The organism is Salmonella sp. SSDFZ54 (assembly GCF_004010735.1).
Classification (GTDB): domain Bacteria; phylum Pseudomonadota; class Gammaproteobacteria; order Enterobacterales; family Enterobacteriaceae; genus Salmonella; species Salmonella enterica.
Window position 1 is genome coordinate 2848509 of record NZ_CP034819.1, and the last position, 26114, is coordinate 2874622.

The 26114-nt window shown below is 54.7% G+C and carries 23 protein-coding genes; 21 read left to right on the top strand and 2 right to left on the bottom strand.

Annotated elements, in window-relative coordinates; all coding sequences use genetic code 11:
• The first annotated feature begins 266 nt into the window (after positions 1–266).
• From cra to mutT, 20 genes are all read left to right on the top strand, one after another.
• Positions 267–1271 (top strand): catabolite repressor/activator, encoded by a 1005-nt coding sequence (cra, locus tag EOS97_RS14130; protein ID WP_000762406.1) that lies wholly within the window; start codon positions 267–269, stop codon positions 1269–1271.
• A 605-nt stretch (positions 1272–1876) separates the two neighbouring features.
• Entirely contained in the window at positions 1877–2335 is a 459-nt protein-coding gene (gene mraZ / locus EOS97_RS14135) for a division/cell wall cluster transcriptional repressor MraZ (RefSeq protein ID WP_000488294.1), read from the top strand.
• Between the two features lies 1 nt (position 2336).
• The gene (rsmH, locus tag EOS97_RS14140) at positions 2337–3278 is read left to right on the top strand and encodes a 16S rRNA (cytosine(1402)-N(4))-methyltransferase RsmH (protein ID WP_000970433.1); all 942 of its coding nucleotides are present in this window, start codon (positions 2337–2339) and stop codon (positions 3276–3278) included.
• Positions 3275–3640: a cell division protein FtsL gene (gene ftsL / locus EOS97_RS14145; RefSeq protein ID WP_000625651.1), complete on the top strand. Its 366-nt coding sequence runs from the start codon at positions 3275–3277 to the stop codon at positions 3638–3640. The genes rsmH and ftsL overlap by 4 nt, the downstream gene beginning before the upstream one ends.
• A 15-nt stretch (positions 3641–3655) precedes the next feature.
• Positions 3656–5422, top strand: coding sequence for a peptidoglycan glycosyltransferase FtsI (gene ftsI, locus EOS97_RS14150; RefSeq protein ID WP_000642235.1), 1767 nt, complete (start codon positions 3656–3658; stop codon positions 5420–5422).
• Positions 5409–6896 carry a UDP-N-acetylmuramoyl-L-alanyl-D-glutamate--2,6-diaminopimelate ligase gene (gene murE, locus EOS97_RS14155; RefSeq protein WP_000775071.1) on the top strand — a complete coding sequence of 496 codons (1488 nt, stop codon included), beginning with the start codon at positions 5409–5411 and terminating at the stop codon, positions 6894–6896. The genes ftsI and murE overlap by 14 nt, the downstream gene beginning before the upstream one ends.
• Positions 6893–8251 (top strand): UDP-N-acetylmuramoyl-tripeptide--D-alanyl-D-alanine ligase, encoded by a 1359-nt coding sequence (murF, locus tag EOS97_RS14160; protein WP_000626639.1) that lies wholly within the window; start codon positions 6893–6895, stop codon positions 8249–8251. Before murE ends, murF begins: the two co-directional genes overlap by 4 nt.
• Positions 8245–9327, top strand: a complete 1083-nt coding sequence (mraY, locus tag EOS97_RS14165; protein WP_000964138.1) for a phospho-N-acetylmuramoyl-pentapeptide-transferase — start codon at positions 8245–8247, stop codon at positions 9325–9327. The genes murF and mraY overlap by 7 nt, the downstream gene beginning before the upstream one ends.
• 2 nt (positions 9328–9329) lie before the next feature.
• Positions 9330–10646: a UDP-N-acetylmuramoyl-L-alanine--D-glutamate ligase gene (gene murD / locus EOS97_RS14170; protein WP_000796440.1), complete on the top strand. Its 1317-nt coding sequence runs from the start codon at positions 9330–9332 to the stop codon at positions 10644–10646.
• A complete protein-coding gene (ftsW, locus tag EOS97_RS14175; protein ID WP_001239803.1) occupies positions 10646–11890 on the top strand; it encodes a cell division protein FtsW in 1245 nt (414 codons plus the stop codon). Before murD ends, ftsW begins: the two co-directional genes overlap by 1 nt.
• Positions 11887–12954: an undecaprenyldiphospho-muramoylpentapeptide beta-N-acetylglucosaminyltransferase gene (murG, locus tag EOS97_RS14180; RefSeq protein WP_000016613.1), complete on the top strand. Its 1068-nt coding sequence runs from the start codon at positions 11887–11889 to the stop codon at positions 12952–12954. The genes ftsW and murG overlap by 4 nt, the downstream gene beginning before the upstream one ends.
• A 118-nt stretch (positions 12955–13072) precedes the next feature.
• The gene (gene murC, locus EOS97_RS14185) at positions 13073–14548 is read left to right on the top strand and encodes a UDP-N-acetylmuramate--L-alanine ligase (protein ID WP_001096077.1); all 1476 of its coding nucleotides are present in this window, start codon (positions 13073–13075) and stop codon (positions 14546–14548) included.
• A complete protein-coding gene (locus EOS97_RS14190) occupies positions 14541–15461 on the top strand; it encodes a D-alanine--D-alanine ligase (RefSeq protein WP_000763895.1) in 921 nt (306 codons plus the stop codon). Before murC ends, EOS97_RS14190 begins: the two co-directional genes overlap by 8 nt.
• A 1-nt stretch (position 15462) precedes the next feature.
• Complete coding sequence (ftsQ, locus tag EOS97_RS14195; protein ID WP_000075728.1) at positions 15463–16293, top strand: cell division protein FtsQ; 831 nt, start codon at positions 15463–15465, stop codon at positions 16291–16293.
• On the top strand, positions 16290–17552 hold the full coding sequence (gene ftsA / locus EOS97_RS14200) for a cell division protein FtsA (RefSeq protein ID WP_000588463.1): 1263 nt from the start codon (positions 16290–16292) through the stop codon (positions 17550–17552). The genes ftsQ and ftsA overlap by 4 nt, the downstream gene beginning before the upstream one ends.
• A 60-nt stretch (positions 17553–17612) precedes the next feature.
• On the top strand, positions 17613–18764 hold the full coding sequence (ftsZ, locus tag EOS97_RS14205; protein ID WP_000462785.1) for a cell division protein FtsZ: 1152 nt from the start codon (positions 17613–17615) through the stop codon (positions 18762–18764).
• A 100-nt stretch (positions 18765–18864) separates the two neighbouring features.
• A complete protein-coding gene (lpxC, locus tag EOS97_RS14210; protein WP_000595487.1) occupies positions 18865–19782 on the top strand; it encodes a UDP-3-O-acyl-N-acetylglucosamine deacetylase in 918 nt (305 codons plus the stop codon).
• Between the two features lie 278 nt (positions 19783–20060).
• Complete coding sequence (secM, locus tag EOS97_RS14215; protein WP_000014336.1) at positions 20061–20558, top strand: secA translation cis-regulator SecM; 498 nt, start codon at positions 20061–20063, stop codon at positions 20556–20558.
• 61 nt (positions 20559–20619) lie between these two features.
• Complete coding sequence (secA, locus tag EOS97_RS14220) at positions 20620–23325, top strand: preprotein translocase subunit SecA (RefSeq protein ID WP_000905756.1); 2706 nt, start codon at positions 20620–20622, stop codon at positions 23323–23325.
• Positions 23326–23480: 155 nt separating this feature from the next.
• Positions 23481–23876 (top strand): 8-oxo-dGTP diphosphatase MutT, encoded by a 396-nt coding sequence (mutT, locus tag EOS97_RS14225; protein WP_000736058.1) that lies wholly within the window; start codon positions 23481–23483, stop codon positions 23874–23876.
• 33 nt (positions 23877–23909) lie between these two features.
• On the opposite strand, the gene EOS97_RS14230 is transcribed toward mutT, so the two are convergent.
• On the bottom strand, positions 23910–24899 hold the full coding sequence (locus tag EOS97_RS14230; protein WP_001200029.1) for an aldo/keto reductase: 990 nt from the start codon (positions 24897–24899) through the stop codon (positions 23910–23912).
• An 85-nt stretch (positions 24900–24984) separates the two neighbouring features.
• On the opposite strand from EOS97_RS14230, the gene EOS97_RS14235 reads away from it, so the two are divergent.
• Positions 24985–25926: a LysR family transcriptional regulator gene (locus EOS97_RS14235; protein ID WP_001622534.1), complete on the top strand. Its 942-nt coding sequence runs from the start codon at positions 24985–24987 to the stop codon at positions 25924–25926.
• Here EOS97_RS14235 and yacG read toward each other — a convergent pair.
• Positions 25923–26114 carry a DNA gyrase inhibitor YacG gene (gene yacG, locus EOS97_RS14240; RefSeq protein WP_001286419.1) on the bottom strand — a complete coding sequence of 64 codons (192 nt, stop codon included), beginning with the start codon at positions 26112–26114 and terminating at the stop codon, positions 25923–25925. The genes EOS97_RS14235 and yacG overlap by 4 nt on opposite strands.

Sequence of the window (26114 nt, forward strand, 5' to 3'; positions counted from 1 at the left end):
CGACGCGGTTGCGTTTTATCCGGTCTACAGGCTGATATCTGGCCCAGGTCCGATAAGCGTAGCGCCATCAGGCAGGTTTGCCGGATATCAGCCAACAGGAATTATCGCCCAACCCAATATCACCGGTTGGGCTTTTTTTTGCGAAATCCGTGGTAACCCGGAATAAAAGCGGTTGCCGGAGTGATCAAACTGCGCTTAGATGTTAACGATTTTAACCCATGCCGACATAAAGGTTATGGTTTGTACAATTTACACAAGGGGCAATTGTGAAACTGGATGAAATCGCTCGGCTGGCCGGTGTCTCGCGCACAACTGCAAGCTACGTTATAAACGGTAAAGCAAAGCAATACCGCGTGAGCGACAAAACCGTAGAAAAAGTCATGGCGGTAGTGCGTGAGCACAATTACCATCCTAACGCTGTGGCTGCCGGGCTGCGTGCTGGACGCACACGTTCCATTGGTCTGGTGATCCCGGACCTTGAAAACACGAGCTACACCCGTATCGCAAACTATCTTGAGCGCCAGGCACGCCAGCGTGGCTACCAACTGCTGATCGCCTGTTCTGAAGATCAGCCGGATAACGAAATGCGCTGCATTGAGCACCTTTTGCAACGCCAGGTGGATGCAATCATTGTTTCAACTTCGTTACCGCCGGAGCATCCCTTCTATCAGCGCTGGGCCAACGATCCGTTCCCCATCGTCGCGCTCGACCGCGCGCTGGATCGCGAACATTTCACCAGCGTGGTCGGCGCCGATCAGGATGATGCCGAGATGTTGGCGGAAGAGCTGCGTAAATTCCCGGCGGAAACGGTGCTTTATTTGGGCGCGCTGCCGGAGTTGTCCGTCAGTTTCCTGCGCGAGCAGGGGTTCCGCACCGCATGGAAAGACGATCCGCGGGAGGTGAATTTCTTATATGCCAACAGCTATGAGCGCGAAGCCGCCGCGCAGCTGTTTGAGAAATGGCTGGAAACGCATCCTATGCCGCAGGCGCTCTTTACGACATCATTCGCGCTATTACAGGGCGTGATGGACGTTACGCTGCGGCGCGATGGAAAACTGCCTTCGGATTTGGCGATTGCGACCTTCGGCGATCATGAGCTGCTGGATTTTCTGCAATGCCCGGTACTGGCGGTGGCGCAGCGTCATCGTGATGTCGCGGAACGCGTGCTGGAGATTGTGCTGGCAAGTCTTGATGAACCGCGTAAACCGAAACCTGGCTTAACGCGTATTCGGCGAAACCTGTATCGTCGCGGCATTCTGAGCCGTAGCTAAAGGACCGGCGGTAAAAGACTCTCTCTTCTGCCGCCGTCAAACAAATGCGTATCAGTAAAAATATCCCTTAAATAATTAAGATTATTCCTTAAAATTATCCGAAAATTCTTTTTTATTACCTTTCTTTTGTCCGAAATCGTCCATATTCCACTAATTAAGACGTAACGAGTCTTTTCCTTTGTCTTGTTTTGTTACAAGCAGGCAAGAAATCGTCGAATTAACAGCCACTTTTTGTCTTTGGCGCGACAGTCGCTCGTAGGCGCTGGTATAGCAGGCGCTGCACACGTTAAACAGGCACTGTTAACACGGTGCAATATGTCCTAAAATGCCGCTCGCGTCGCAAACTGACACTTTATATTTTTCTCGGATTATATTGAGTCCGTTTTAAACGGCGGTGGGTCTTTGGTTTTTTTCTTACAAATATTCATAACGTTAATTTGGCTTGCGCGCTGGACGGAAATTAATCAACGCAGATATTCGCCGTAAACATTGGCTTTTTTACTTCGGTAAGCGTTGTGACTTGCTTGACAAGCTTTTCCTCCGCTCCGTAAACTCCTTCGAGTGGGAATTTGTGGGATAAAGTGGTAAGAAGGGGTGAGACTGGCATGTTCCGGGGGGCAACGTTAGTCAATCTCGACAGTAAAGGGCGCCTGACCGTGCCGACCCGTTATCGGGAGCAACTGATCGAGAGCGCTACCGGTCAAATGGTATGTACCATTGACATCCATCACCCATGCCTGCTGCTTTACCCCCTGCCTGAATGGGAAATTATTGAGCAAAAGTTATCTCGTCTGTCGAGCATGAACCCGGTAGAACGTCGCGTACAGCGTTTACTGTTGGGCCATGCCAGCGAATGTCAGATGGATGGTGCAGGTCGATTACTGATCGCGCCAGTTCTGCGGCAACATGCCGGACTGACGAAAGAAGTGATGCTGGTTGGACAGTTCAACAAATTTGAGCTGTGGGATGAAACGACCTGGTATCAACAGGTCAAGGAAGATATCGACGCTGAACAGTCAGCTACCGAAACGTTATCGGAGCGGCTGCAGGACTTGTCTCTATAAGATGATGGAAAATTTTAAACACACTACGGTACTGTTGGATGAAGCCGTTAATGGGCTGAATATTCGTCCGGATGGTATCTATATTGATGGCACATTTGGTCGCGGCGGCCACTCGCGCCTGATCCTCTCGCAACTGGGCGAAGAGGGGCGCTTGCTGGCGATCGATCGCGATCCGCAGGCGATCGCCGTTGCGCAGGCCATTAATGATCCTCGCTTCTCCATCATTCATGGACCTTTTTCCGCGCTGGCTGATTATGTCGCCGAGCGCGAGCTTACCGGCAAGATTGACGGGATCCTTCTAGATCTTGGCGTCTCTTCTCCGCAGCTTGACGATGCGGAGCGCGGTTTTTCATTTATGCGCGACGGTCCGCTGGATATGCGAATGGACCCGACGCGCGGCCAGTCTGCCGCCGAGTGGTTACAAACGGCGGAGGAGGCGGATATCGCCTGGGTGCTGAAAACATTCGGCGAGGAGCGTTTTGCCAAACGTATTGCTCGCGCCATTGTTGAGCGCAATCGCGAACAGCCGATGACCCGCACCAAAGAGCTGGCTGAAGTGGTTGCGGCGGCGACCCCGGTAAAAGACAAATTCAAACATCCCGCGACCCGTACCTTCCAGGCGGTGCGCATCTGGGTAAACAGTGAACTGGAGGAGATAGAGCAGGCGCTAAAAAGCTCGCTCAGCGTACTGGCCCCAGGCGGGCGGCTTTCAATCATCAGTTTCCACTCGCTGGAAGACCGTATTGTGAAACGCTTTATGCGTGAGCAAAGCCGCGGTCCGCAGGTACCGGCGGGATTACCGATGACGGAAGCGCAGCTCAAAAAACTGGGCGGTCGTGAGTTACGAGCGTTAGGCAAGTTGATGCCGGGTGAAAAAGAGGTAGCTGAAAATCCTCGGGCCCGTAGTTCAGTTCTGCGTATCGCAGAGAGGACGAACGCATGATCAGCAGAGTGACAGAAGCCCTAAGCAAAGTGAAGGGATCGATAGGAAGCAACGAGCGCCATGCCTTGCCTGGCGTGATCGGTGACGATCTTTTGCGGTTCGGGAAGCTGCCACTCTGCTTGTTCATTTGCATCATTTTAACGGCGGTGACGGTGGTCACGACGGCGCACCATACTCGTTTACTCACCGCGCAGCGTGAACAACTGGTTCTGGAGCGCGATGCATTGGACATTGAATGGCGCAACCTGATCCTTGAAGAAAATGCGCTCGGCGATCACAGCCGGGTGGAGCGGATCGCAACGGAAAAGCTGCAAATGCAGCATGTTGATCCGTCCCAAGAAAATATCGTAGTGCAAAAATAAGGATAAACGCGACGCATGAAAGCAGCGGCAAAAACGCAAAAATCGAAGCGCCAGGAAGAACAGACCAACTTCATCAGTTGGCGTTTTGCGTTGCTGTGCGGCTGTATTTTACTGGCGCTGGTTTTTTTACTTGGACGCGCGGCGTGGCTACAGATTATCGCCCCGGATATGCTGGTGCGTCAGGGCGATATGCGTTCGCTGCGTGTTCAGGAAGTCTCCACCTCACGCGGTATGATTACCGACCGTTCCGGGCGTCCACTGGCGGTCAGCGTACCGGTTAAGGCGATCTGGGCCGACCCGAAAGAAGTTCATGACGCCGGCGGCATCAGCGTTGGCGATCGCTGGAAAGCGCTTTCTACTGCGCTCAATATTCCGCTCGATCAGCTCTCCGCCCGTATCAACGCCAACCCGAAAGGGCGTTTTATTTATCTGGCGCGCCAGGTAAACCCTGACATGGCGGACTACATCAAAAAACTCAAACTGCCGGGGATTCATTTGCGTGAAGAGTCCCGCCGCTACTACCCGTCAGGAGAAGTAACCGCTCACCTCATCGGTTTTACCAACGTCGACAGTCAGGGGATTGAAGGCGTTGAAAAGAGCTTTGATAAGTGGCTTACCGGTCAGCCTGGCGAGCGAATCGTGCGTAAAGACCGCTATGGCCGCGTGATTGAGGATATCTCCTCCACTGACAGTCAGGCAGCGCACAACCTGGCGTTAAGCATTGATGAACGCTTACAGGCGCTGGTTTACCGCGAACTGAACAACGCGGTGGCGTTTAACAAGGCGGAATCCGGTAGCGCGGTGCTGGTCGATGTAAATACCGGTGAAGTACTGGCGATGGCGAATAGCCCTTCCTATAACCCCAACAACCTTGCCGGTACGCCGAAAGACGCGATGCGTAACCGTACCATCACCGACGTGTTTGAACCGGGTTCTACGGTTAAGCCGATGGTGGTGATGACTGCGCTTCAGCGCGGTATCGTCAACGAAAATACGGTGTTGAATACCGTTCCATACCGAATTAACGGCCACGAAATTAAAGACGTGGCGCGCTACAGCGAATTAACCCTGACCGGGGTTCTACAGAAGTCGAGTAACGTCGGTGTATCCAAACTGGCGTTAGCGATGCCGTCCTCAGCGTTAGTAGATACTTACTCACGTTTTGGGCTAGGAAAGGCGACCAATTTGGGGTTGGTCGGAGAACGCAGTGGCTTATATCCTCAAAAACAACGGTGGTCCGACATAGAGAGGGCCACCTTCTCTTTCGGCTACGGGCTAATGGTAACGCCGTTACAGTTAGCGCGAGTCTATGCAACGATCGGCAGCTATGGCATTTATCGCCCGCTGTCGATTACCAAAGTTGATCCGCCTGTACCCGGCGAACGCATCTTCCCTGAATCCACCGTACGCACCGTGGTGCATATGATGGAAAGCGTGGCGCTGCCGGGCGGCGGCGGCGTGAAGGCGGCAATTAAAGGCTACCGTATCGCGATTAAAACCGGTACGGCGAAAAAAGTGGGGCCGGACGGTCGCTACATCAACAAATACATTGCTTACACCGCAGGCGTCGCGCCTGCGAGTCAGCCGCGCTTCGCGCTGGTGGTTGTCATCAACGATCCGCAGGCGGGTAAATACTACGGCGGCGCCGTTTCCGCGCCGGTATTTGGTGCCATCATGGGCGGCGTTCTGCGCACCATGAACATCGAACCGGACGCGCTGGCAACGGGCGAAAAAAATGAATTCGTAATTAATCAAGGCGAGGGAACAGGTGGCAGATCGTAATTTGCGCGACCTTCTTGCTCCGTGGGTGGCTGGACTACCCGCGCGAGAACTGCGAGAGATGACGCTCGACAGCCGTGTGGCTGCGGCGGGCGATCTCTTTGTAGCAGTGGTGGGTCATCAGGCGGACGGGCGTCGATATATCCCGCAGGCGATAGCGCAAGGCGTAGCTGCCATTATTGCAGAGGCGAAAGACGAGGCGAGCGACGGTGAGATTCGCGAAATGCACGGCGTACCAGTCGTCTATCTCAGCCAGCTCAATGAGCGTTTATCTGCGCTGGCGGGCCGCTTTTACCATGAGCCATCTGAAAACATGCGTCTGGTGGCGGTGACCGGCACCAATGGCAAGACCACCACCACCCAACTACTGGCGCAGTGGAGCCAGTTGCTCGGCGAAACCAGCGCAGTGATGGGGACGGTAGGTAACGGACTGTTGGGTAAAGTGATCCCGACGGAGAACACAACCGGTTCCGCAGTGGATGTTCAGCATGTGCTGGCCAGTCTGGTTGCGCAGGGCGCGACCTTCGGCGCGATGGAAGTCTCTTCTCACGGCCTGGTGCAGCATCGCGTGGCGGCGCTGAAATTTGCCGCCTCCGTGTTTACTAATTTGAGCCGCGACCATCTCGACTATCATGGCGATATGGCGCATTACGAGGCGGCAAAATGGATGCTTTATTCCACCCACCATCACGGTCAGGCAATCGTCAACGCCGATGATGAAGTTGGACGCCGCTGGCTGGCGTCGCTACCCGATGCGGTCGCGGTATCAATGGAAGGGCATATCAACCCTAACTGTCACGGTCGTTGGCTGAAAGCGGAGGCGGTGGAGTACCACGACCGCGGAGCGACGATTCGTTTTGCTTCAAGCTGGGGTGACGGCGAAATCGAAAGCCGCCTGATGGGCGCGTTTAACGTCAGCAACTTACTGCTGGCATTGGCGACGCTGCTGGCGCTGGGCTATCCGTTAACGGATTTGCTGAAAACCGCCGCGCGTTTGCAGCCGGTTTGCGGGCGTATGGAAGTGTTCACTGCGCCAGGCAAACCGACGGTGGTGGTGGATTACGCGCACACGCCGGATGCGCTGGAAAAAGCGTTGCAGGCGGCGCGCCTGCACTGCGCCGGAAAATTGTGGTGCGTCTTTGGCTGTGGCGGGGATCGTGACAAAGGTAAGCGCCCACTCATGGGGGCCATTGCCGAAGAATTCGCGGATATCGTCGTGGTGACTGACGATAACCCGCGTACCGAGGAGCCGCGCGCCATTATCAACGATATTCTGGCCGGAATGCTGGACGCCGGGCAGGTCAGGGTAATGGAAGGCCGCGCTGAGGCGGTAACCAATGCCATTATGCAGGCAAAAGACAATGACGTCGTGCTGATTGCAGGTAAAGGGCACGAGGATTACCAGATTGTCGGCACGCAGCGTCTTGATTATTCAGACCGCGTGACCGCAGCGCGTTTGCTGGGGGTGATCGCATGATTAGCGTAACGCTCAGCAAAATTGCCGATGTCCTTGGCGCCGAACACCGCGGGGCGGATCTCACGCTCGATACGGTCATTACCGACACACGGAAAGTGACGCCGGGATGCCTGTTCGTGGCGCTGAAAGGGGAACGCTTTGATGCGCATGATTTTGCTGATAAAGCAAAAGCGAACGGCGCTGGCGCCCTGCTGGTCAGTCGTCCTCTGGATATCGATCTTCCGCAGGTGATTGTAAAAGACACGCGTCAGGCATTTGGCCAACTGGCCGCCTGGGTACGTATGCAGGTACCGGCGCGGGTGGTGGCGTTAACCGGTTCGTCCGGCAAAACCTCGGTCAAAGAGATGACCGCCGCGATTCTTAGCCAGTGCGGAAATACTCTGTATACCGCAGGCAATTTTAACAACGACATCGGCGTGCCGATAACGCTGCTGCGCTTAAACCATGATTATGACTATGCGGTAATCGAGTTAGGCGCTAATCACCAGGGAGAAATCGCCTGGACCGTTAGCCTGACGCGCCCGGAAGCGGCGCTGGTCAATAACCTGGCGGCGGCGCATCTGGAAGGTTTCGGCTCGCTGGCCGGCGTGGCGAAAGCGAAAGGCGAAATCTATACCGGTTTGCCTGAGAACGGTATCGCGATTATGAATGCCGATAATAATGACTGGCTGAACTGGCAAAGCATTATTGGCGATCGTCAGGTGTGGCGCTTTTCGCCGAATGCGGCAAACAGCGACTTTACCGCTGCGAATATCCACGTGACGTCACACGGTACCGAATTTACCCTGCAAACGCCGATGGGCAGCATTGATGTGCTGCTGCCGTTGCCGGGGCGGCACAATATTGCCAACGCGCTGGCGGCCGCTGCTTTATCAATGGCGGTGGGGGCGACGCTGACGGCGGTTAAAGCAGGGCTGGCGGCGTTAAAAGCCGTACCCGGGCGTCTGTTCCCGATTCAGCTAAGTGAAAACCAACTGGTACTGGATGACGCTTATAACGCCAACGTCGGTTCGATGACCGCCGCAGTGCAGGTCCTTTCTGAAATGCCCGGCTACCGTGTGCTGGTGGTAGGCGATATGGCCGAGCTGGGCGCAGAAAGCGAAGCGTGCCACATCCAGGTTGGCGAGGCCGCAAAAGCGGCGGGTATTGATCGCGTGTTAAGCACCGGAAAACTCAGTCAGGCTATCAGCCACGCCAGCGGCGTCGGCGAACATTTTGCCGATAAAGCCGCGCTCATTGCGCGTTTACACGCTCTGCTTCAGGAGCAACCGATGATGACTATTTTAGTGAAAGGATCACGCAGCGCCGCGATGGAAGATGTGGTTCATGCGTTACAGGAGAAAGGTTCATGTTAGTTTGGCTGGCCGAGCATTTGGTCAAATATTATTCCGGCTTTAACGTCTTTTCTTATCTGACGTTTCGCGCCATCGTCAGCCTGTTGACCGCGCTGTTCATCTCTTTATGGATGGGCCCGCGTATGATCGCTCGTCTGCAAAAACTCTCTTTTGGCCAGGTGGTACGTAACGATGGCCCGGAATCGCACTTCAGTAAACGCGGTACGCCGACGATGGGCGGCATCATGATCCTGACGGCGATTGTGATTTCCGTTCTGTTATGGGCTTACCCGTCTAACCCGTACGTCTGGTGCGTGCTGGTGGTATTGATCGGCTACGGCATTATCGGTTTTGTCGATGACTACCGCAAAGTGGTGCGGAAAGATACCAAAGGGCTGATTGCGCGCTGGAAATATTTCTGGATGTCGGTTATCGCGCTCGGCGTGGCCTTTGCGCTTTATCTCGTCGGGAAAGACACACCCGCGACCCAACTGGTGGTGCCGTTCTTTAAAGATGTTATGCCGCAATTGGGGCTGTTTTACATTCTGCTGTCCTACTTTGTCATCGTCGGTACGGGTAACGCCGTAAACCTGACCGACGGGCTTGATGGTCTGGCGATTATGCCGACTGTTTTCGTTGCCGCCGGCTTTGCGCTGGTGGCCTGGGCGACCGGGAACATGAACTTCGCCAATTACCTGCATATTCCGTATTTACGCCATGCGGGGGAGCTGGTGATTGTCTGTACGGCGATTGTCGGCGCGGGATTAGGATTCTTGTGGTTTAACACCTATCCGGCGCAGGTTTTTATGGGCGACGTCGGATCGCTGGCGTTGGGCGGCGCGTTGGGCATTATCGCCGTGCTGCTGCGTCAGGAGTTCCTGCTGGTGATCATGGGCGGCGTCTTTGTGGTGGAAACTCTGTCGGTCATCCTGCAGGTGGGTTCCTTTAAACTACGCGGACAGCGTATTTTCCGTATGGCGCCTATCCATCACCACTATGAACTGAAAGGCTGGCCGGAACCGCGCGTGATTGTGCGCTTCTGGATTATTTCGCTGATGCTGGTGCTGATTGGCCTGGCAACGCTGAAGGTACGTTAATCATGGCTGATTACCAGGACAAAAACGTCGTCATTATTGGTCTGGGCTTAACCGGACTCTCTTGCGTGGACTTTTTTCTCGCCCGCGGCGTGACGCCGCGGGTGATGGATACTCGCGTGACGCCGCCGGGTCTGGATAAGCTGCCGCAAGAGGTTGAGCGTCACGTTGGCGGCCTGAACGACGAGTGGCTCTTAGCGGCGGATTTAATCGTCGCCAGCCCTGGTATTGCTCTGGCGCATCCCTCTCTTAGCGCTGCCGCCAGCGCTGGAGTGGAAATTGTCGGCGATATCGAACTGTTTTGCCGCGAAGCGCAAGCGCCGATTGTGGCCATCACCGGCTCGAACGGCAAAAGCACCGTGACCACCTTAGTGGGCGAGATGGCGAAAGCGGCGGGCGTCAATGTCGGCGTTGGCGGCAATATCGGTCTTCCGGCGCTGATGCTGCTGGATGCCGATCGCGAATTGTACGTGCTGGAATTATCCAGTTTCCAACTGGAAACCACGTCAAGTTTGCAAGCGGCGGCGGCAACGGTGCTCAACGTCACTGAAGATCATATGGACCGGTATCCGTTTGGTTTGCAACAGTACCGGGCGGCGAAACTGCGCGTCTACGAGAAGGCGAAAGTGTGCGTGGTGAATGCCGATGATGCGTTGACGATGCCGGTTCGTGGGGCCGATGAGCGCTGCGTCAGCTTTGGCGTCAATATGGGTGATTATCACCTTAATCGTCAGCAGGGCGAAACCTGGCTGCGAGTCAAAGGCGAGAAGGTGCTGAACGTGAAAGAGATGAAGCTTTCCGGGCAGCATAACTATACCAATGCGTTAGCGGCGCTGGCGCTGGCGGATGCCGTAGGTCTGCCGCGCGCCAGCAGTTTGAAGGCGTTGACGACATTTACCGGTCTGGCGCATCGCTTCCAGCTGGCGTTGGAGCATAACGGCGTACGTTGGATCAACGACTCGAAAGCGACCAACGTCGGCAGTACCGAAGCGGCGCTAAACGGTTTGCATGTGGACGGTACGCTGCATCTGCTGCTGGGCGGCGACGGTAAGTCGGCAGACTTTTCTCCGCTGGCGCGCTATCTGACCGGCGATCGTATCCGCCTGTATTGCTTTGGGCGCGATGGCGCGCAGTTTGCCGCATTGCGTCCGGAAATCGCCCAACAGACTGAGACGATGGAAGAGGCGATGCGTTTGCTGGCGCCGCGCGTTCAGCCGGGTGATATGGTGCTGCTGTCGCCCGCCTGCGCCAGCCTCGATCAGTTTAAAAATTTTGAGCAACGGGGCGATGTCTTTACCCGTCTGGCGAAGGAGTTAGGTTGATGCGTTTATCTCTCCCCCGTCTGAGAATGCCGCGCGTACCAGGTTTTGGCCTCCTGGCCTGGCTGTTTGCGGCGCTTAAAGGCTGGGTGATGGCTTCGCGCGATAAAGACGCCGACAGTCTGATCATGTATGACCGCACGCTGCTATGGCTGACCTTCGGGCTGGCGGCGATTGGTTTTGTCATGGTGACGTCGGCCTCCATGCCAGTCGGGCAGCGCCTGGCGAACGATCCGTTTTTGTTTGCCAAACGTGATGCGCTCTATATCTTCCTGGCATTTTGTCTGGCGATGGTCACGCTGCGTTTGCCCATGACCTTCTGGCAAAAATACAGCACGACGATGCTGATAGCGTCGATCATTATGCTGCTTATCGTGCTGGTCGTCGGGAGCTCGGTTAACGGGGCGTCGCGCTGGATTGCGCTGGGGCCGCTGCGTATTCAGCCTGCGGAGTTTACTAAGCTGTCGCTGTTCTGCTACCTCGCGAACTATCTGGTGCGTAAGGTTGATGAAGTGCGAAATAACCTGCGCGGCTTTTTAAAACCAATGGGCGTGATTCTGGTGCTGGCGGTGTTACTGCTGGCGCAGCCTGACCTCGGGACGGTGGTCGTACTGTTTGTCACCACGCTGGCGATGCTGTTTCTCGCTGGGGCGAAATTATGGCAGTTCATCGCCATTATCGGGATGGGCATCTCGGCGGTGATTCTGTTAATCCTCGCCGAACCGTATCGTATTCGCCGCGTTACCTCGTTCTGGAACCCCTGGGAAGATCCGTTCGGCAGCGGTTATCAGCTGACGCAGTCGCTGATGGCTTTTGGTCGCGGTGAGATATGGGGGCAAGGGCTGGGGAATTCGGTGCAGAAACTGGAGTATTTGCCGGAGGCGCACACCGATTTCATCTTCGCCATTATTGGGGAAGAACTGGGTTATATCGGTGTGGTATTGGCGCTTTTAATGGTATTCTTCGTCGCTTTTCGCGCGATGTCGATTGGCCGTAAGGCATTGGAGATTGACCACCGTTTTTCCGGATTTTTAGCGTGTTCTATCGGTATCTGGTTTAGTTTCCAGGCGCTGGTAAACGTTGGCGCGGCCGCGGGGATGCTGCCGACCAAAGGCCTTACGCTGCCGCTGATCAGTTATGGCGGGTCGAGTCTGTTGATTATGTCGACGGCCATTATGTTTTTATTACGTATTGATTATGAAACGCGTCTGGAAAAAGCGCAGGCGTTTACACGAGGTTCTCGATGAGTGGTCAACCGAAGCGGTTAATGGTGATGGCGGGCGGTACCGGCGGGCACGTGTTCCCGGGACTGGCCGTTGCGCATCATTTAATGGCCCAGGGCTGGCAGGTTCGCTGGCTGGGTACCGCCGATCGTATGGAAGCGGATTTAGTGCCGAAGCATGGCATCGACATTGACTTTATTCGGATCTCCGGTCTGCGCGGTAAAGGCGTAAAAGCGCTTCTGGCGGCGCCGCTGCGGATTTTTAACGCCTGGCGGCAGGCGCGGGCGATCATGAAGCGGTTTAAGCCGGATGTCGTGCTGGGAATGGGCGGTTATGTTTCCGGCCCCGGCGGTCTTGCCGCTTGGTCATTGGGTATTCCGGTCGTTTTGCATGAGCAAAACGGTATCGCCGGGCTGACCAATCAGTGGCTGGCCAAAATCGCGACCACGGTGATGCAGGCGTTTCCCGGTGCGTTTCCGAACGCGGAAGTGGTGGGTAACCCGGTGCGTACCGACGTACTGGCGTTGCCGTTGCCGCAGGTGCGTCTGGCCGGTCGTGACGGCCCGATTCGCGTGTTGGTGGTCGGCGGTTCTCAGGGGGCGCGAGTCCTGAACCAGACGATGCCGCAGGTTGCCGCCAGACTGGGCGATACGGTTACAATCTGGCATCAAAGCGGAAAAGGCGCGCAGCTCACGGTAGAGCAGGCATATGCCGGGGCGGGACAACCGCAGCATAAGGTGACGGAATTTATCGATGACATGGCCGCCGCCTATGCGTGGGCGGATGTGGTGGTATGTCGTTCCGGCGCTTTAACGGTGAGCGAGATCGCCGCCGCCGGGTTACCGGCGATATTCGTGCCGTTTCAGCATAAAGACAGGCAGCAGTACTGGAATGCGCTGCCGTTAGAAAACGCCGGCGCAGCTAAGATTTTTGAGCAGCCGCAGTTTACTGTAGAGGCTGTCGCCGACACCCTGGCGGGGTGGTCGCGCGAGGCGTTGTTAACCATGGCGGAGCGTGCCCGCGCGGTATCCATTCCGGATGCTACCGAACGCGTCGCCAGTGAAGTCAGCCGGGTTGCCCGGACATAATTTGTGGCGGTGCCTTTTGCATCGCAGGGTTTTTCTACCCTCAATAATTTGGGTTGCAGGCAAGCCAACGCATCTGCAATTTGAAGTATGGCGGGTATTGAAGTTAATGGCGTAAAGAATGAATACACAACAACTGGCAAAACTGCGTTCCATCGTGCCCGAAATGCGTCGCGTTCGGCACATTCACTTTGTCGGCATCGGTGGTGCTGGTATGGGCGGTATTGCCGAAGTTCTGGCCAATGAAGGGTATCAGATCAGTGGTTCCGATTTAGCGCCGAATCCGGTGACCCAGCAGTTGACGAGCCTGGGGGCGACGATTTTCTTTAACCATCGTCCGGAAAATGTGCGTGATGCCAGCGTGGTCGTCGTTTCCAGCGCAATTTCCGCGGATAACCCGGAAATTGTCGCGGCGCATGAAGCGCGTATTCCGGTTATTCGCCGTGCGGAAATGCTGGCGGAACTAATGCGTTTTCGCCACGGCATCGCCATTGCCGGGACGCACGGAAAAACCACAACGACCGCGATGGTGTCCAGTATTTATGCCGAAGCGGGGCTGGACCCGACTTTCGTGAATGGCGGACTGGTGAAAGCCGCAGGCGTTCATGCGCGTCTGGGCCATAGTCGTTACCTGATTGCCGAGGCAGATGAGAGCGACGCATCCTTCCTGCATTTGCAGCCGATGGTCGCGATCGTCACCAACATCGAAGCCGACCATATGGATACCTATCATGGCGACTTTGAAAATTTAAAGCAGACGTTTATTAACTTCCTGCATAACCTGCCGTTCTACGGTCGCGCGGTAATGTGCGTCGACGATCCGGTCATCCGCGAGTTGCTGCCGCGGGTGGGGCGTCAGACCACGACGTATGGCTTTAGCGAGGATGCTGACGTCCGCGTAGAAGATTATCAGCAGATAGGGCCGCAGGGGCACTTTACGCTGTTGCGCCAGGGAATGCAGGATCTGCATGTCACGTTGAATGCGCCGGGTCGCCACAATGCCCTGAATGCCGCTGCGGCAGTGGCGGTAGCGACCGAAGAAGGCATCGCCGATGACGCTATCCTGCGCGCGCTGGAAAGCTTCCAGGGGACCGGGCGTCGTTTTGACTTCCTCGGCGAGTTCCCGCTTGAGCCGGTGAATGGTAAAGCCGGGACGGCGATGCTGGTGGATGACTATGGCCATCATCCGACTGAAGTAGACGCCACCATTAAAGCTGCGCGAGCAGGGTGGCCGGATAAAAACCTGGTGATGCTGTTTCAGCCGCACCGTTACACGCGCACGCGCGATCTGTATGACGATTTCGCCAATGTGCTGACCCAGGTCGATGCGCTGCTGATGCTGGACGTTTACCCGGCGGGCGAAGCGCCGATTCCGGGCGCGGATAGCCGTTCTTTATGTCGTACGATTCGTAATCGGGGAAAAATTGACCCGATTCTGGTTTCCGATCCGGCTCAGGTTGCGACAATGTTAGCGCCGGTGCTGACGGGTAACGACTTGATATTAGTGCAAGGCGCAGGAAATGTTGGCAAAATTGCGCGTTACTTATCTGAAATCAAGCTGAAGCCGCAAATCCAGGAGGAAGAGCAACATGGCTGATAAAATCGCGGTCCTGTTGGGCGGAACCTCTGCGGAGCGGGACGTTTCGTTAAATTCCGGCGCGGCAGTGTTGGCCGGGTTACGTGAAGGCGGTATTGATGCGCATCCCGTCGATCCGCAAGAGGTCGATGTCGCGCAGCTTAAAGCAATGGGCTTTCAGAAGGTCTTTATTGCGTTGCATGGCCGCGGCGGTGAAGATGGCACCTTACAGGGAATGCTTGAGCTGCTCGGCCTGCCTTATACCGGCAGCGGCGTGATGGCCTCGGCGCTTTCCATGGATAAACTGCGCAGTAAATTGCTGTGGCAGGGCGCGGGCTTACCGGTTGCGCCGTGGGTCGCATTGACGCGCGCTGAGTTTGAAAAAGGCCTTAGCGAAGAACAAAAAGCGCGAATTTCGGCGCTGGGTTTACCGCTGATCGTCAAACCCAGCCGTGAAGGCTCCAGCGTCGGTATGACGAAAGTAGTAGAAGAAAATGCTTTACAGGGTGCGTTATCATTGGCTTTTCAGCATGATGACGAAATACTGATTGAGAAATGGCTGTGCGGTCCGGAATTTACGGTGGCGATAGTTGGCGAAGAAATTTTACCGTCAATTCGTATCCAACCGGCAGGAACCTTCTATGATTATGAGGCGAAGTATCTCTCTGATGAGACTCAGTATTTCTGCCCTGCCGGTTTAGAAGCGTCCCAGGAAGCCGCGCTACAGTCTCTCGTCCTGCAGGCATGGAAAGCTTTAGGCTGCACGGGATGGGGGCGTATTGACGTCATGCTGGACAGCGATGGTCAGTTTTATCTGCTGGAAGCCAATACTTCTCCGGGGATGACCAGCCATAGTCTGGTGCCGATGGCGGCGCGTCAGGCGGGAATGAGCTTCTCGCAGTTAGTGGTACGAATTCTGGAGTTGGCGGACTGATATGTCGCAGGCTGCGCTGAACACGCGAAACAGTGATGAAGAGACGCCTTCTTCACGCCGCAATAATGGAACGCGTCTTGCAGGTATTTTATTTCTGCTGACGGTACTGTGCACCGTGTTTGTTAGCGGGTGGGTCGTGTTAGGGTGGATGGAAGATGCGCAGCGTTTACCGTTATCAAAGCTGGTATTAACCGGCGAGCGTCACTACACGCGTAACGATGATATCCGTCAGGCGATACTGGCTCTGGGCGCGCCGGGAACCTTCATGACGCAGGATGTGAACATTATCCAGAGCCAGATTGAGCGTTTGCCGTGGATTAAACAGGCCAGCGTCAGAAAACAGTGGCCTGATGAATTGAAGATTCATCTGGTTGAATATGTGCCGATTGCGCGTTGGAATGATCAACATATGGTCGATGCTGAAGGGAACACCTTCAGCGTGCCGTCAGACCGCATCGGCAAACAGGTTTTACCCATGTTGTATGGCCCGGAAGGCAGCGCGAGTGAAGTGTTGCAGGGATACCGCGAGATGGGGCAGGTGCTGGCTAAGGATAAATTCACTCTAAAGGAAGCGGCGATGACCGCACGTCGCTCCTGGCAATTGACGCTTAATAACGGCATTAAGCTCAATCTCGGCAGGGGCGATACGATGAAAAGGTTGGCTCGCTTTGTAGAACTCTATCCGGTTTTACAGCAGCAGGCGCAAACCGATGGCAAACGGATTAGCTACGTTGATTTGCGTTATGACTCAGGTGCGGCAGTTGGCTGGGCGCCGCTCCCCCCTGAGGAATCTAATCAGCAACAGAATCAGGCACAGGCAGAACAACAATGATCAAGGCGACGGACAGAAAACTGGTAGTAGGACTGGAGATTGGCACCGCGAAGGTTGCCGCTTTAGTAGGGGAAGTTCTGCCCGACGGTATGGTCAATATCATTGGCGTGGGCAGTTGCCCATCGCGGGGTATGGATAAAGGCGGGGTGAATGACCTTGAGTCAGTGGTGAAATGCGTTCAGCGCGCCATTGACCAGGCGGAATTGATGGCCGATTGCCAGATCTCCTCGGTATATCTGGCGCTTTCCGGCAAACATATTAGCTGTCAGAATGAAATTGGTATGGTGCCCATTTCCGAAGAGGAAGTGACGCAAGAAGATGTGGAAAACGTCGTGCATACTGCGAAGTCAGTGCGCGTGCGCGATGAACATCGCGTGCTGCATGTGATTCCTCAGGAGTACGCCATTGACTACCAGGAAGGCATTAAAAATCCGGTCGGTCTTTCCGGCGTGCGTATGCAGGCGAAAGTACATTTGATTACCTGCCACAACGATATGGCAAAAAACATTGTCAAAGCTGTTGAACGTTGTGGTCTGAAAGTTGACCAACTGATATTTGCCGGACTGGCGGCCAGTTATTCCGTGTTAACGGAAGATGAACGTGAACTGGGCGTCTGTGTCGTGGATATCGGCGGTGGTACAATGGATATCGCCGTTTATACTGGCGGCGCGCTGCGTCATACCAAAGTGATCCCTTACGCGGGGAACGTGGTGACCAGCGATATCGCTTATGCCTTTGGTACGCCGCCGAGCGATGCTGAAGCCATTAAAGTTCGCCACGGTTGCGCGCTGGGTTCCATCGTCGGTAAAGACGAAAGCGTTGAAGTACCGAGCGTAGGCGGGCGTCCGCCGCGCAGCCTGCAACGTCAGACGCTGGCGGAAGTGATTGAGCCGCGTTACACCGAGCTGCTCAATCTGGTCAACGAAGAGATATTGCAATTACAGGAACAGCTTCGCCAACAAGGGGTAAAACATCACCTGGCGGCGGGGATTGTGTTAACCGGCGGCGCGGCGCAAATCGAAGGGCTTGCTGCTTGCGCTCAGCGCGTGTTTCATACGCAGGTGCGTATCGGCGCGCCGCTGAATATCACCGGTCTGACGGATTATGCCCAGGAGCCGTATTACTCAACGGCGGTGGGATTGCTTCACTACGGGAAAGAGTCCCACTTAAACGGTGAAGCAGAAGTGGAAAAACGTGTTACGGCATCAGTTGGCTCGTGGATCAAGCGACTTAATAGCTGGCTGCGAAAAGAGTTTTAATTTTTATGAGGCCGCCAGATATTACGGCCTCAGGCGACAGGCACATGACGGAGAGAGATTATGTTTGAACCTATGGAACTAACCAACGACGCGGTGATTAAAGTCATCGGCGTCGGTGGTGGCGGCGGTAACGCTGTTGAACACATGGTGCGCGAGCGCATCGAAGGTGTTGAATTCTTCGCGGTGAATACCGACGCTCAGGCGTTGCGTAAAACGGCGGTTGGCCAGACCATTCAAATTGGTAGCGGCATTACCAAAGGTCTGGGCGCTGGCGCTAACCCGGAAGTCGGTCGTAACGCGGCGGACGAAGACCGTGAAGCGCTGCGTGCGGCGCTTGAAGGCGCAGACATGGTATTTATCGCGGCAGGCATGGGCGGCGGTACCGGAACTGGCGCGGCGCCAGTGGTTGCTGAAGTGGCTAAAGATTTAGGTATTCTGACCGTTGCCGTGGTGACTAAGCCTTTCAATTTTGAAGGCAAAAAGCGCATGGCATTTGCGGAGCAGGGTATCACCGAGCTGTCCAAGCATGTGGACTCGTTGATCACCATCCCGAACGACAAGCTGCTGAAAGTGCTGGGCCGTGGTATCTCCCTGCTCGACGCGTTCGGCGCGGCTAACGACGTGCTGAAAGGCGCGGTTCAGGGCATCGCAGAGCTGATCACCCGCCCGGGTCTGATGAACGTCGACTTTGCTGACGTGCGTACCGTGATGTCTGAAATGGGCTACGCAATGATGGGCTCCGGCGTGGCGAGCGGTGAAGACCGTGCGGAAGAAGCGGCTGAAATGGCTATTTCTTCTCCGCTGCTGGAAGATATCGACCTGTCCGGCGCGCGCGGCGTGTTGGTCAACATTACCGCGGGCTTCGACCTGCGTCTGGACGAGTTTGAAACCGTCGGTAACACCATTCGCGCGTTTGCGTCGGATAACGCCACCGTGGTTATCGGTACTTCTCTGGACCCGGATATGAATGATGAACTGCGCGTGACGGTAGTGGCGACCGGTATTGGTATGGACAAACGTCCGGAAATCACTCTGGTCACCAATAAACAGGTGCAGCAGCCGGTGTTGGATCGTTATCAGCAGCACGGTATGGCGCCGCTGACGCAGGAGCAAAAAACGGTCGCGAAAGTGGTTAACGACAATACACCACAGGCGGCGAAAGAGCCGGATTATCTGGATATCCCCGCATTCCTGCGTAAGCAAGCTGATTAAGAATTAGCTGGAATTTGGGATTCTGGGCTCTTTGTGCTAAACTGGCCCGCCGAATGTATAGTACACTTCGGTTGGATAGGTAATTTGGCGAGATTATACGATGATCAAACAAAGGACACTTAAACGTATCGTTCAGGCGACTGGCGTCGGTTTACACACCGGCAAAAAAGTCACCCTGACATTACGCCCTGCGCCGGCCAATACCGGGGTCATCTATCGTCGCACCGACTTGAATCCACCGGTAGATTTCCCGGCCGATGCCAAATCTGTGCGTGATACCATGCTCTGTACGTGTCTGGTGAATGAGCATGATGTACGGATTTCAACCGTTGAGCACCTGAACGCTGCTCTGGCGGGCTTAGGTATCGATAACATCGTTATTGAGGTTAATGCCCCGGAAATCCCGATCATGGATGGCAGTGCCGCTCCGTTTGTCTACCTGCTGCTTGACGCCGGTATTGATGAACTGAACTGCGCCAAAAAATTCGTACGCATCAAAGAGACTGTTCGGGTTGAAGATGGCGATAAATGGGCTGAATTCAGACCGTACAATGGTTTTACGTTGGATTTCACCATCGACTTTAACCATCCGGCGATCGATTCCAGCAGCCAGCGCTACGCGATGAACTTCTCTGCGGATGCGTTCATGCGCCAGATCAGCCGTGCGCGTACCTTCGGTTTTATGCGTGATATCGAATATCTGCAGTCCCGCGGCCTGTGCCTGGGCGGCAGCTTCGATTGTGCCATCGTTGTTGACGATTATCGCGTATTGAACGAAGACGGCCTGCGTTTTGAAGATGAATTCGTTCGTCACAAAATGCTCGACGCGATCGGTGACTTGTTCATGTGTGGTCACAATATTATTGGTGCGTTTACCGCGTATAAATCCGGTCACGCATTGAATAACAAATTGTTACAGGCAGTCCTGGCAAAACAGGAAGCCTGGGAATTTGTGACCTTCCAGGACGACGCAGAACTGCCGTTGGCTTTCAAAGCGCCTTCGACGGTACTGGCATAACGACATACGTTGTCGTATAAAATTCGACTGGTTAACCTGGCACTCTCTCCGGCCAGGCGAGCCAGTCGTTTTTTTTACTATCCTTTATCTGCGCTTTCCTTAATACAGCCATTTTGGCAGAGTTAAATGGAAACACGGCGCGTTCGCTGTTTTCTTAGCCGATTTTCACCTTAGCTTCTCGTCATTACTGCTGTAGCGCGTACGCTTTAATGATAAGATTTGTGCGCAAATTGTTTTGATTCCGTAAGCCCATGAGGGGCATATCAGGTGGCAATGACGTGAGTGGAATACTGACGCGCTGGCGACAGTTAGGCAGACGATACTTCTGGCCGCATCTCTTATTAGGGATGGTCGCGGCGAGTTTTGGTTTGCCCGCGCTCAGTAACGCCGCTGAAACCAATACGCCTGCAAGGACGACCGCCAGCACCGCGTCTAAAGTTAACTTTAGCCATCTTGCGCTGTTAGAAGCCTCTAACCGTCGTCCCAATTTCACCGTAGATTACTGGCATCAGCACGCTATTCGCACGGTGATTCGCCACCTTTCTTTTGCAATGGCGCCGCAAACGCTGCCCGTTGCCGACGCGCCGTCGCCATTACAGGCGCATCATATCGCCTTACTGAATACGCTCAGCGCGATGCTCACGCAGGAGGGCACGCCGCCGGCGATTGTTCGCCGCCTCTCCCTGGCGTATTTTGCGCCACAAACCGCATTTAGCATCCCGGCCTGGATAAGTCAGGCGCAGGGTATCCGCGCCGGTCCGCAACGTCTCAGCTAACGAAAAAAGACCCTTTTACTTTATTTGTAGCTCCGCGGCGCGGGGCATTTGAGACTTTATTATGCTAATCAAATTATTAACCAAAGTATTCGGTAGCCGTAACGATCGTACGCTGCGTCGTATGCGTAAGGCCGTCAGCCTTATTAATGCGATGGAACCGGAGATGGAAAAACTCTCCGATGACGAACTGAAAGCGAAAACCAACGAATTTCGCGCCCGTATTGAAAAAGGCGAAAGCGTAGAGAGCCTGATTCCGGAAGCGTTCGCGGTGGTGCGTGAAGCCAGTAAACGCGTCTTTGGGATGCGTCACTTCGACGTTCAGCTATTGGGTGGTATGGTGCTCAACGATCGCTGTATCGCCGAAATGCGTACTGGTGAAGGTAAAACGCTGACCGCAACGCTGCCAGCCTACCTGAACGCGCTGTCCGGCAAAGGCGTTCATGTGGTAACCGTGAACGACTATCTGGCGCAGCGTGACGCCGAAAACAACCGTCCGCTATTCGAATTCCTCGGTATGTCCGTTGGTATCAACCTGCCAGGTATGCCTGCGCCAGCCAAACGTGAAGCTTACGCTGCCGACATCACTTACGGCACTAACAACGAATACGGTTTTGACTACCTGCGCGACAACATGGCGTTCAGCCCGGAAGAGCGCGTGCAGCGTAAACTGCATTATGCGCTGGTGGATGAGGTCGACTCCATCCTGATCGATGAAGCGCGTACGCCGCTGATTATTTCCGGCCCGGCGGAAGATAGCTCGGAAATGTACAAAAAAGTGAACAAAATCATTCCGCACCTGATTCGTCAGGAGAAAGAAGATTCTGACACTTTCCAGGGCGAAGGCCACTTCTCCGTTGATGAGAAAGCGCGCCAGGTTAACCTGACCGAACGCGGTCTGGTGCTGATTGAAGAGCTACTGGTGCAAGAAGGCATTATGGATGAAGGCGAGTCGCTCTACTCGCCTGGCAATATTATGCTGATGCATCACGTCACCGCCGCGCTGCGCGCGCACGCGCTGTTTACCCGTGACGTGGATTACATTGTGAAAGACGGCGAAGTCATCATTGTTGATGAACATACCGGTCGTACCATGCAGGGGCGTCGCTGGTCTGACGGTCTGCACCAGGCGGTAGAAGCGAAAGAAGGCGTTGAAATTCAGAATGAAAACCAGACGCTGGCGTCTATTACCTTCCAGAACTACTTCCGTCTGTATGAAAAGCTGGCCGGTATGACCGGTACGGCGGATACTGAAGCCTTCGAATTTAGTTCTATCTATAAGCTGGACACCGTCGTTGTTCCGACCAACCGTCCGATGATCCGTAAAGATTTGCCGGATCTGGTCTACATGACCGAAGCGGAAAAAATCCAGGCCATTATCGAAGATATTAAAGAACGTACCGCGAACGGTCAGCCAGTGCTGGTCGGGACGATTTCTATCGAGAAATCTGAAGTGGTCTCCAGAGAGCTGACCAAAGCGGGTATCAAACATAACGTCCTGAACGCAAAATTCCACGCCAACGAAGCAGGCATCGTTGCGCAGGCTGGTTATCCAGCGGCGGTCACTATCGCTACTAACATGGCGGGTCGTGGTACCGATATTATGCTGGGCGGTAGCTGGCAGGCGGAAGTCGCCGCGCTGGAAGCGCCGACGGAAGAACAGATTGCGCAGATTAAAGCGGACTGGCAGGTACGCCATGACGCGGTTCTGGCTGCCGGCGGCCTGCATATCATTGGCACCGAGCGCCATGAATCCCGCCGTATCGACAACCAGCTGCGTGGCCGTTCCGGTCGCCAGGGCGATCCGGGTTCTTCCCGTTTCTACCTGTCGATGGAAGATGCGCTGATGCGTATTTTCGCCTCCGATCGTGTCTCCGGTATGATGCGTAAACTGGGGATGAAGCCGGGCGAAGCGATTGAGCACCCGTGGGTGACGAAAGCTATCGCTAACGCGCAGCGTAAAGTAGAAAGCCGTAACTTCGATATTCGTAAGCAACTGCTGGAATATGATGATGTGGCGAACGATCAGCGCCGTGCAATTTATACCCAGCGTAACGAACTGCTGGATGTGTCTGACGTGAGCGACACCATTAACAGCATTCGCGAAGATGTCTTTAAGGCGACTATCGACGCCTACATTCCGCCGCAGTCGCTGGAAGAGATGTGGGATATCCCGGGTTTGCAGGAACGCCTGAAAAACGACTTCGACCTGGAGATGCCGATTGCCGAATGGCTGGATAAAGAGCCGGAGCTGCATGAGGAGACGCTGCGTGAGCGCATCCTGGCGCAGTCCATCGAGGTGTATCAGCGTAAAGAAGAGGTGGTTGGCGCTGAAATGATGCGTCATTTCGAAAAAGGCGTGATGCTGCAAACGCTCGATTCCCTGTGGAAAGAGCACCTGGCGGCGATGGATTACCTGCGTCAGGGTATTCATCTGCGCGGCTATGCGCAAAAAGATCCGAAGCAGGAATACAAGCGCGAATCCTTCGCTATGTTCGCCGCGATGCTGGAATCGCTGAAATATGAAGTGATCAGTACCCTGAGCAAAGTCCAGGTACGTATGCCGGAAGAGGTCGAAGCGATGGAAATGCAGCGTCGCGAAGAGGCGGAGCGCCTGGCGCAGATGCAGCAGCTAAGCCATCAGGATGACGATGCCGCCGTGGCTGCCGATCTGGCCGCCCAAACCGGCGAACGTAAGATTGGACGTAACGATCCTTGCCCTTGCGGTTCCGGTAAGAAATACAAACAGTGTCACGGTCGCCTGAGCTGATGCGATAAACTTACCGGCCTGATAAGACATAATGTGTTGCCATCAGGTCGGTCGGTGCTGGCATTATTGCCGAAGGGCGCTACGCTTATTCGGCCTGGCATTGAACACAGATAAAAAGGCGCAGGCGACTGCGCCTTTTTTATGGATGCAACAAGATGAAAAAACTGCAAATCGCGGTTGGGATTATCCGCAACCCGAACGACGAAATTTTTATTACCCGACGCGCCGCTGATGCGCATATGGCGAACAAGCTGGAATTTCCCGGCGGAAAAATTGAAGCCGACGAAACACCAGAGCAGGCGTTGATCCGGGAGCTACAGGAAGAGGTGGGGATTACGCCAACACAGGTGACATTATTCGACACTCTGGAATATCAATTCCCGGACCGACACATTACGCTGTGGTTTTGGCTGGTTGAACGCTGGGAGGGCGAACCGTGGGGGAAAGAAGGACAGCCGGGACGGTGGATCGCGCAAAACGCGTTGAATACGGACGATTTTCCACCGGCCAATGAACCGATTATTCGTAAATTACGCCAATTTGCGCCTTAGTGGGGGATCGCAACACGATCCCCATCGATCTTATTAGCGATTTAATGTCGACATAATTTCCGGCCAGTAGCGGGGGCCGGCCGCGGCGTCGTGAGGAAAAACCGCCTCAATTGCCGCCAGCTCCTGCGGGCTTAGGGTCAGTGATAACGCGCCGAGGTTTTCATCCACCCTGGCACAGTGGCGGGTGCCGGGAATGGGAACGATGTGCCTGTTGCGGGCCAGCAGCCAGGCCAGCGCTAATTGTGCGGGGGTACACTCTTTTTCGCGTGCCATTTGTTTTATTGCTTCAGCCAGACGTAAATTGCGCGAGAAGTTCTCACCCATGAACCTGGGATTTGTGCGACGGAAGTCATTCGCAGCAAAATCTTCTGGCGTTTTAATCGTACCGGTCAGAAATCCGCGTCCCAGCGGGCTGTAAGCGACGAATCCTATACCCAACCGTTCACAGGTGGAAAGTGCTGAAATTTCCGCTTCGCGGGACCAAAGCGAATACTCACTTTGCAGCGCGGTAATGGGGTGAACGTGATGGGCGCGTTCCAGCGTTTGCGTTGATGCTTCGGATAGCCCGAGATAACGCACTTTTCCCTCGCGCACCAGGTCCGCCATTGCACCGACAGTCTCTTCTATGGGGACTGATGGATCAACGCGATGTTGGTAGTACAGATCGATATGATCGACCCCCAGGCGTTGCAGACTTTGCTCACAACTACGGCGAACGTACTCCGGTCTGCCATTGACGCCACGCGCCATAGGGTTAGCAGGGTCGAGAACGATACCAAATTTCGTCGCTAAAAATACCCGATCGCGACGATCGGCGATGGCTTTTCCGACTAACCTTTCATTGGTATAAGGGCCATACATATCTGCGGTATCGAGCAGTGTTACCCCCTGATCTAACGCATAATGTAGTGTCTTAATTGAGGTGCTGTCGTCATGAGCGCCGTAAAATGCGCTCATGCCCATACATCCCAGTCCGATGGCTGACACTCGCGGTCCGTTTGCGCCTAATGTACGATATTGCATACTACCTCCATGAGGATATTTTGTGCATGGCAGGCAGTCTATACCTGGCGTATAAGATGAAAAATAGGGGGAATAAGCATGGTTTATGAAGGCTGGCTTAATAATGCGTCATGATGTGATGTCCATATTGCATGCTTTTTGCATGATTGCTGAAAACCATAGCTTCACGCGGGCAGCGGCGCAGTTACATATTTCCACGTCGGCGTTAAGTCAGAATATGCGCCAACTGGAGGATGAACTTGGCGTGAAATTGTTGAACCGAACCACCCGGCGTGTCGGTTTGACAGAAGCAGGACATGCCTTTCTTGCCAGTATCAGGCCCGCATTAAACCATATTGATGAGGCGATGGAACATGCCCGCCAGAGCCGCGATATACCCGGAGGGACATTACGCCTTACGGTACCGCGCACGGCGGCTACGCTTTTGTTACAACCTAATCTCGCCGGTTTCATGCGCGATTATCCCGATATTCGGCTGGATATCGACGTGAATGACGGTTTTGTGGATTTAATTAACGAACGCTTTGATGCCGGTATTCGCTTTGGCGATGCGGTACAACTTGATATGAATGTCGTTCCGCTCGGTGATGTTTTACGCCCGGCGATCGTAGCATCCCCTGCATACCTTGCGCGTTTTGGCACGCCGCTGCATCCTCAGGAACTCATCAATCACCGCTGCCTTTGCCATCGTTTTACGCGTGAGAGCGGGCTATATCGGTGGGAGTTTGTTCATGGAGCGCAACGGCTGGAAATTACGCCGGAAGCCGCGTTAATGGTGAATGATAAAGCGTTGCGTCTCTCCGCCGCGCGTGATGGGGCAGGTCTAACCTACGTTTTTGAACAGGATGTCCACGAAGACTTACAGGATGGGCGGTTGTGTTCCGTGCTTGAGGAGTGGCTGCCTGCGGCGGACCGGTTTTATTTGTATTATCCCGGCCGCGCGCATATGGCACCAAAACTACGCGTATTTATTGATTATTTTTGTCATAAGGCGATATTGCCGTCTCAACAGAGCCATCACTGTTAGCGCTCTTCGCTCCAGTCGTCGCTATCAGACTGGTCGCCGCTGCTGGCGATTCGTTTCTCTTCGGCGGCCCATTCGCCCAAATCAATTAACTGACAGCGTTTAGAACAAAATGGGCGGAAGGGGCTAATTTCCCCCCAGACGACCGGTTTACCGCAGGTCGGACAGTTTACGACGGTCACGTCAGACAT

Bases quoted from the DNA above. Each gene is read 5' to 3' on its own strand.
- mraZ (WP_000488294.1), top strand. From the start codon at position 1,877: ATGTTCCGGGGGGCAACGTTAGTCAATCTCGACAGTAAAGGGCGCCTG.
- rsmH (WP_000970433.1), top strand. From the start codon at position 2,337: ATGATGGAAAATTTTAAACACACTACGGTACTGTTGGATGAAGCCGTT.
- ftsL (WP_000625651.1), top strand. From the start codon at position 3,275: ATGATCAGCAGAGTGACAGAAGCCCTAAGCAAAGTGAAGGGATCGATA.
- ftsI (WP_000642235.1), top strand. From the start codon at position 3,656: ATGAAAGCAGCGGCAAAAACGCAAAAATCGAAGCGCCAGGAAGAACAG.
- murF (WP_000626639.1), top strand. From the start codon at position 6,893: ATGATTAGCGTAACGCTCAGCAAAATTGCCGATGTCCTTGGCGCCGAA.
- mraY (WP_000964138.1), top strand. From the start codon at position 8,245: ATGTTAGTTTGGCTGGCCGAGCATTTGGTCAAATATTATTCCGGCTTT.
- murD (WP_000796440.1), top strand. From the start codon at position 9,330: ATGGCTGATTACCAGGACAAAAACGTCGTCATTATTGGTCTGGGCTTA.
- ftsW (WP_001239803.1), top strand. From the start codon at position 10,646: ATGCGTTTATCTCTCCCCCGTCTGAGAATGCCGCGCGTACCAGGTTTT.
- murG (WP_000016613.1), top strand. From the start codon at position 11,887: ATGAGTGGTCAACCGAAGCGGTTAATGGTGATGGCGGGCGGTACCGGC.
- murC (WP_001096077.1), top strand. From the start codon at position 13,073: ATGAATACACAACAACTGGCAAAACTGCGTTCCATCGTGCCCGAAATG.
- EOS97_RS14190 (WP_000763895.1), top strand. From the start codon at position 14,541: ATGGCTGATAAAATCGCGGTCCTGTTGGGCGGAACCTCTGCGGAGCGG.
- ftsQ (WP_000075728.1), top strand. From the start codon at position 15,463: ATGTCGCAGGCTGCGCTGAACACGCGAAACAGTGATGAAGAGACGCCT.
- ftsA (WP_000588463.1), top strand. From the start codon at position 16,290: ATGATCAAGGCGACGGACAGAAAACTGGTAGTAGGACTGGAGATTGGC.
- ftsZ (WP_000462785.1), top strand. From the start codon at position 17,613: ATGTTTGAACCTATGGAACTAACCAACGACGCGGTGATTAAAGTCATC.
- lpxC (WP_000595487.1), top strand. From the start codon at position 18,865: ATGATCAAACAAAGGACACTTAAACGTATCGTTCAGGCGACTGGCGTC.
- secA (WP_000905756.1), top strand. From the start codon at position 20,620: ATGCTAATCAAATTATTAACCAAAGTATTCGGTAGCCGTAACGATCGT.
- mutT (WP_000736058.1), top strand. From the start codon at position 23,481: ATGAAAAAACTGCAAATCGCGGTTGGGATTATCCGCAACCCGAACGAC.
- EOS97_RS14230 (WP_001200029.1), bottom strand. From the start codon at position 24,899: ATGCAATATCGTACATTAGGCGCAAACGGACCGCGAGTGTCAGCCATC.
- EOS97_RS14235 (WP_001622534.1), top strand. From the start codon at position 24,985: ATGAAGGCTGGCTTAATAATGCGTCATGATGTGATGTCCATATTGCAT.
- yacG (WP_001286419.1), bottom strand. From the start codon at position 26,114: ATGTCTGACGTGACCGTCGTAAACTGTCCGACCTGCGGTAAACCGGTC.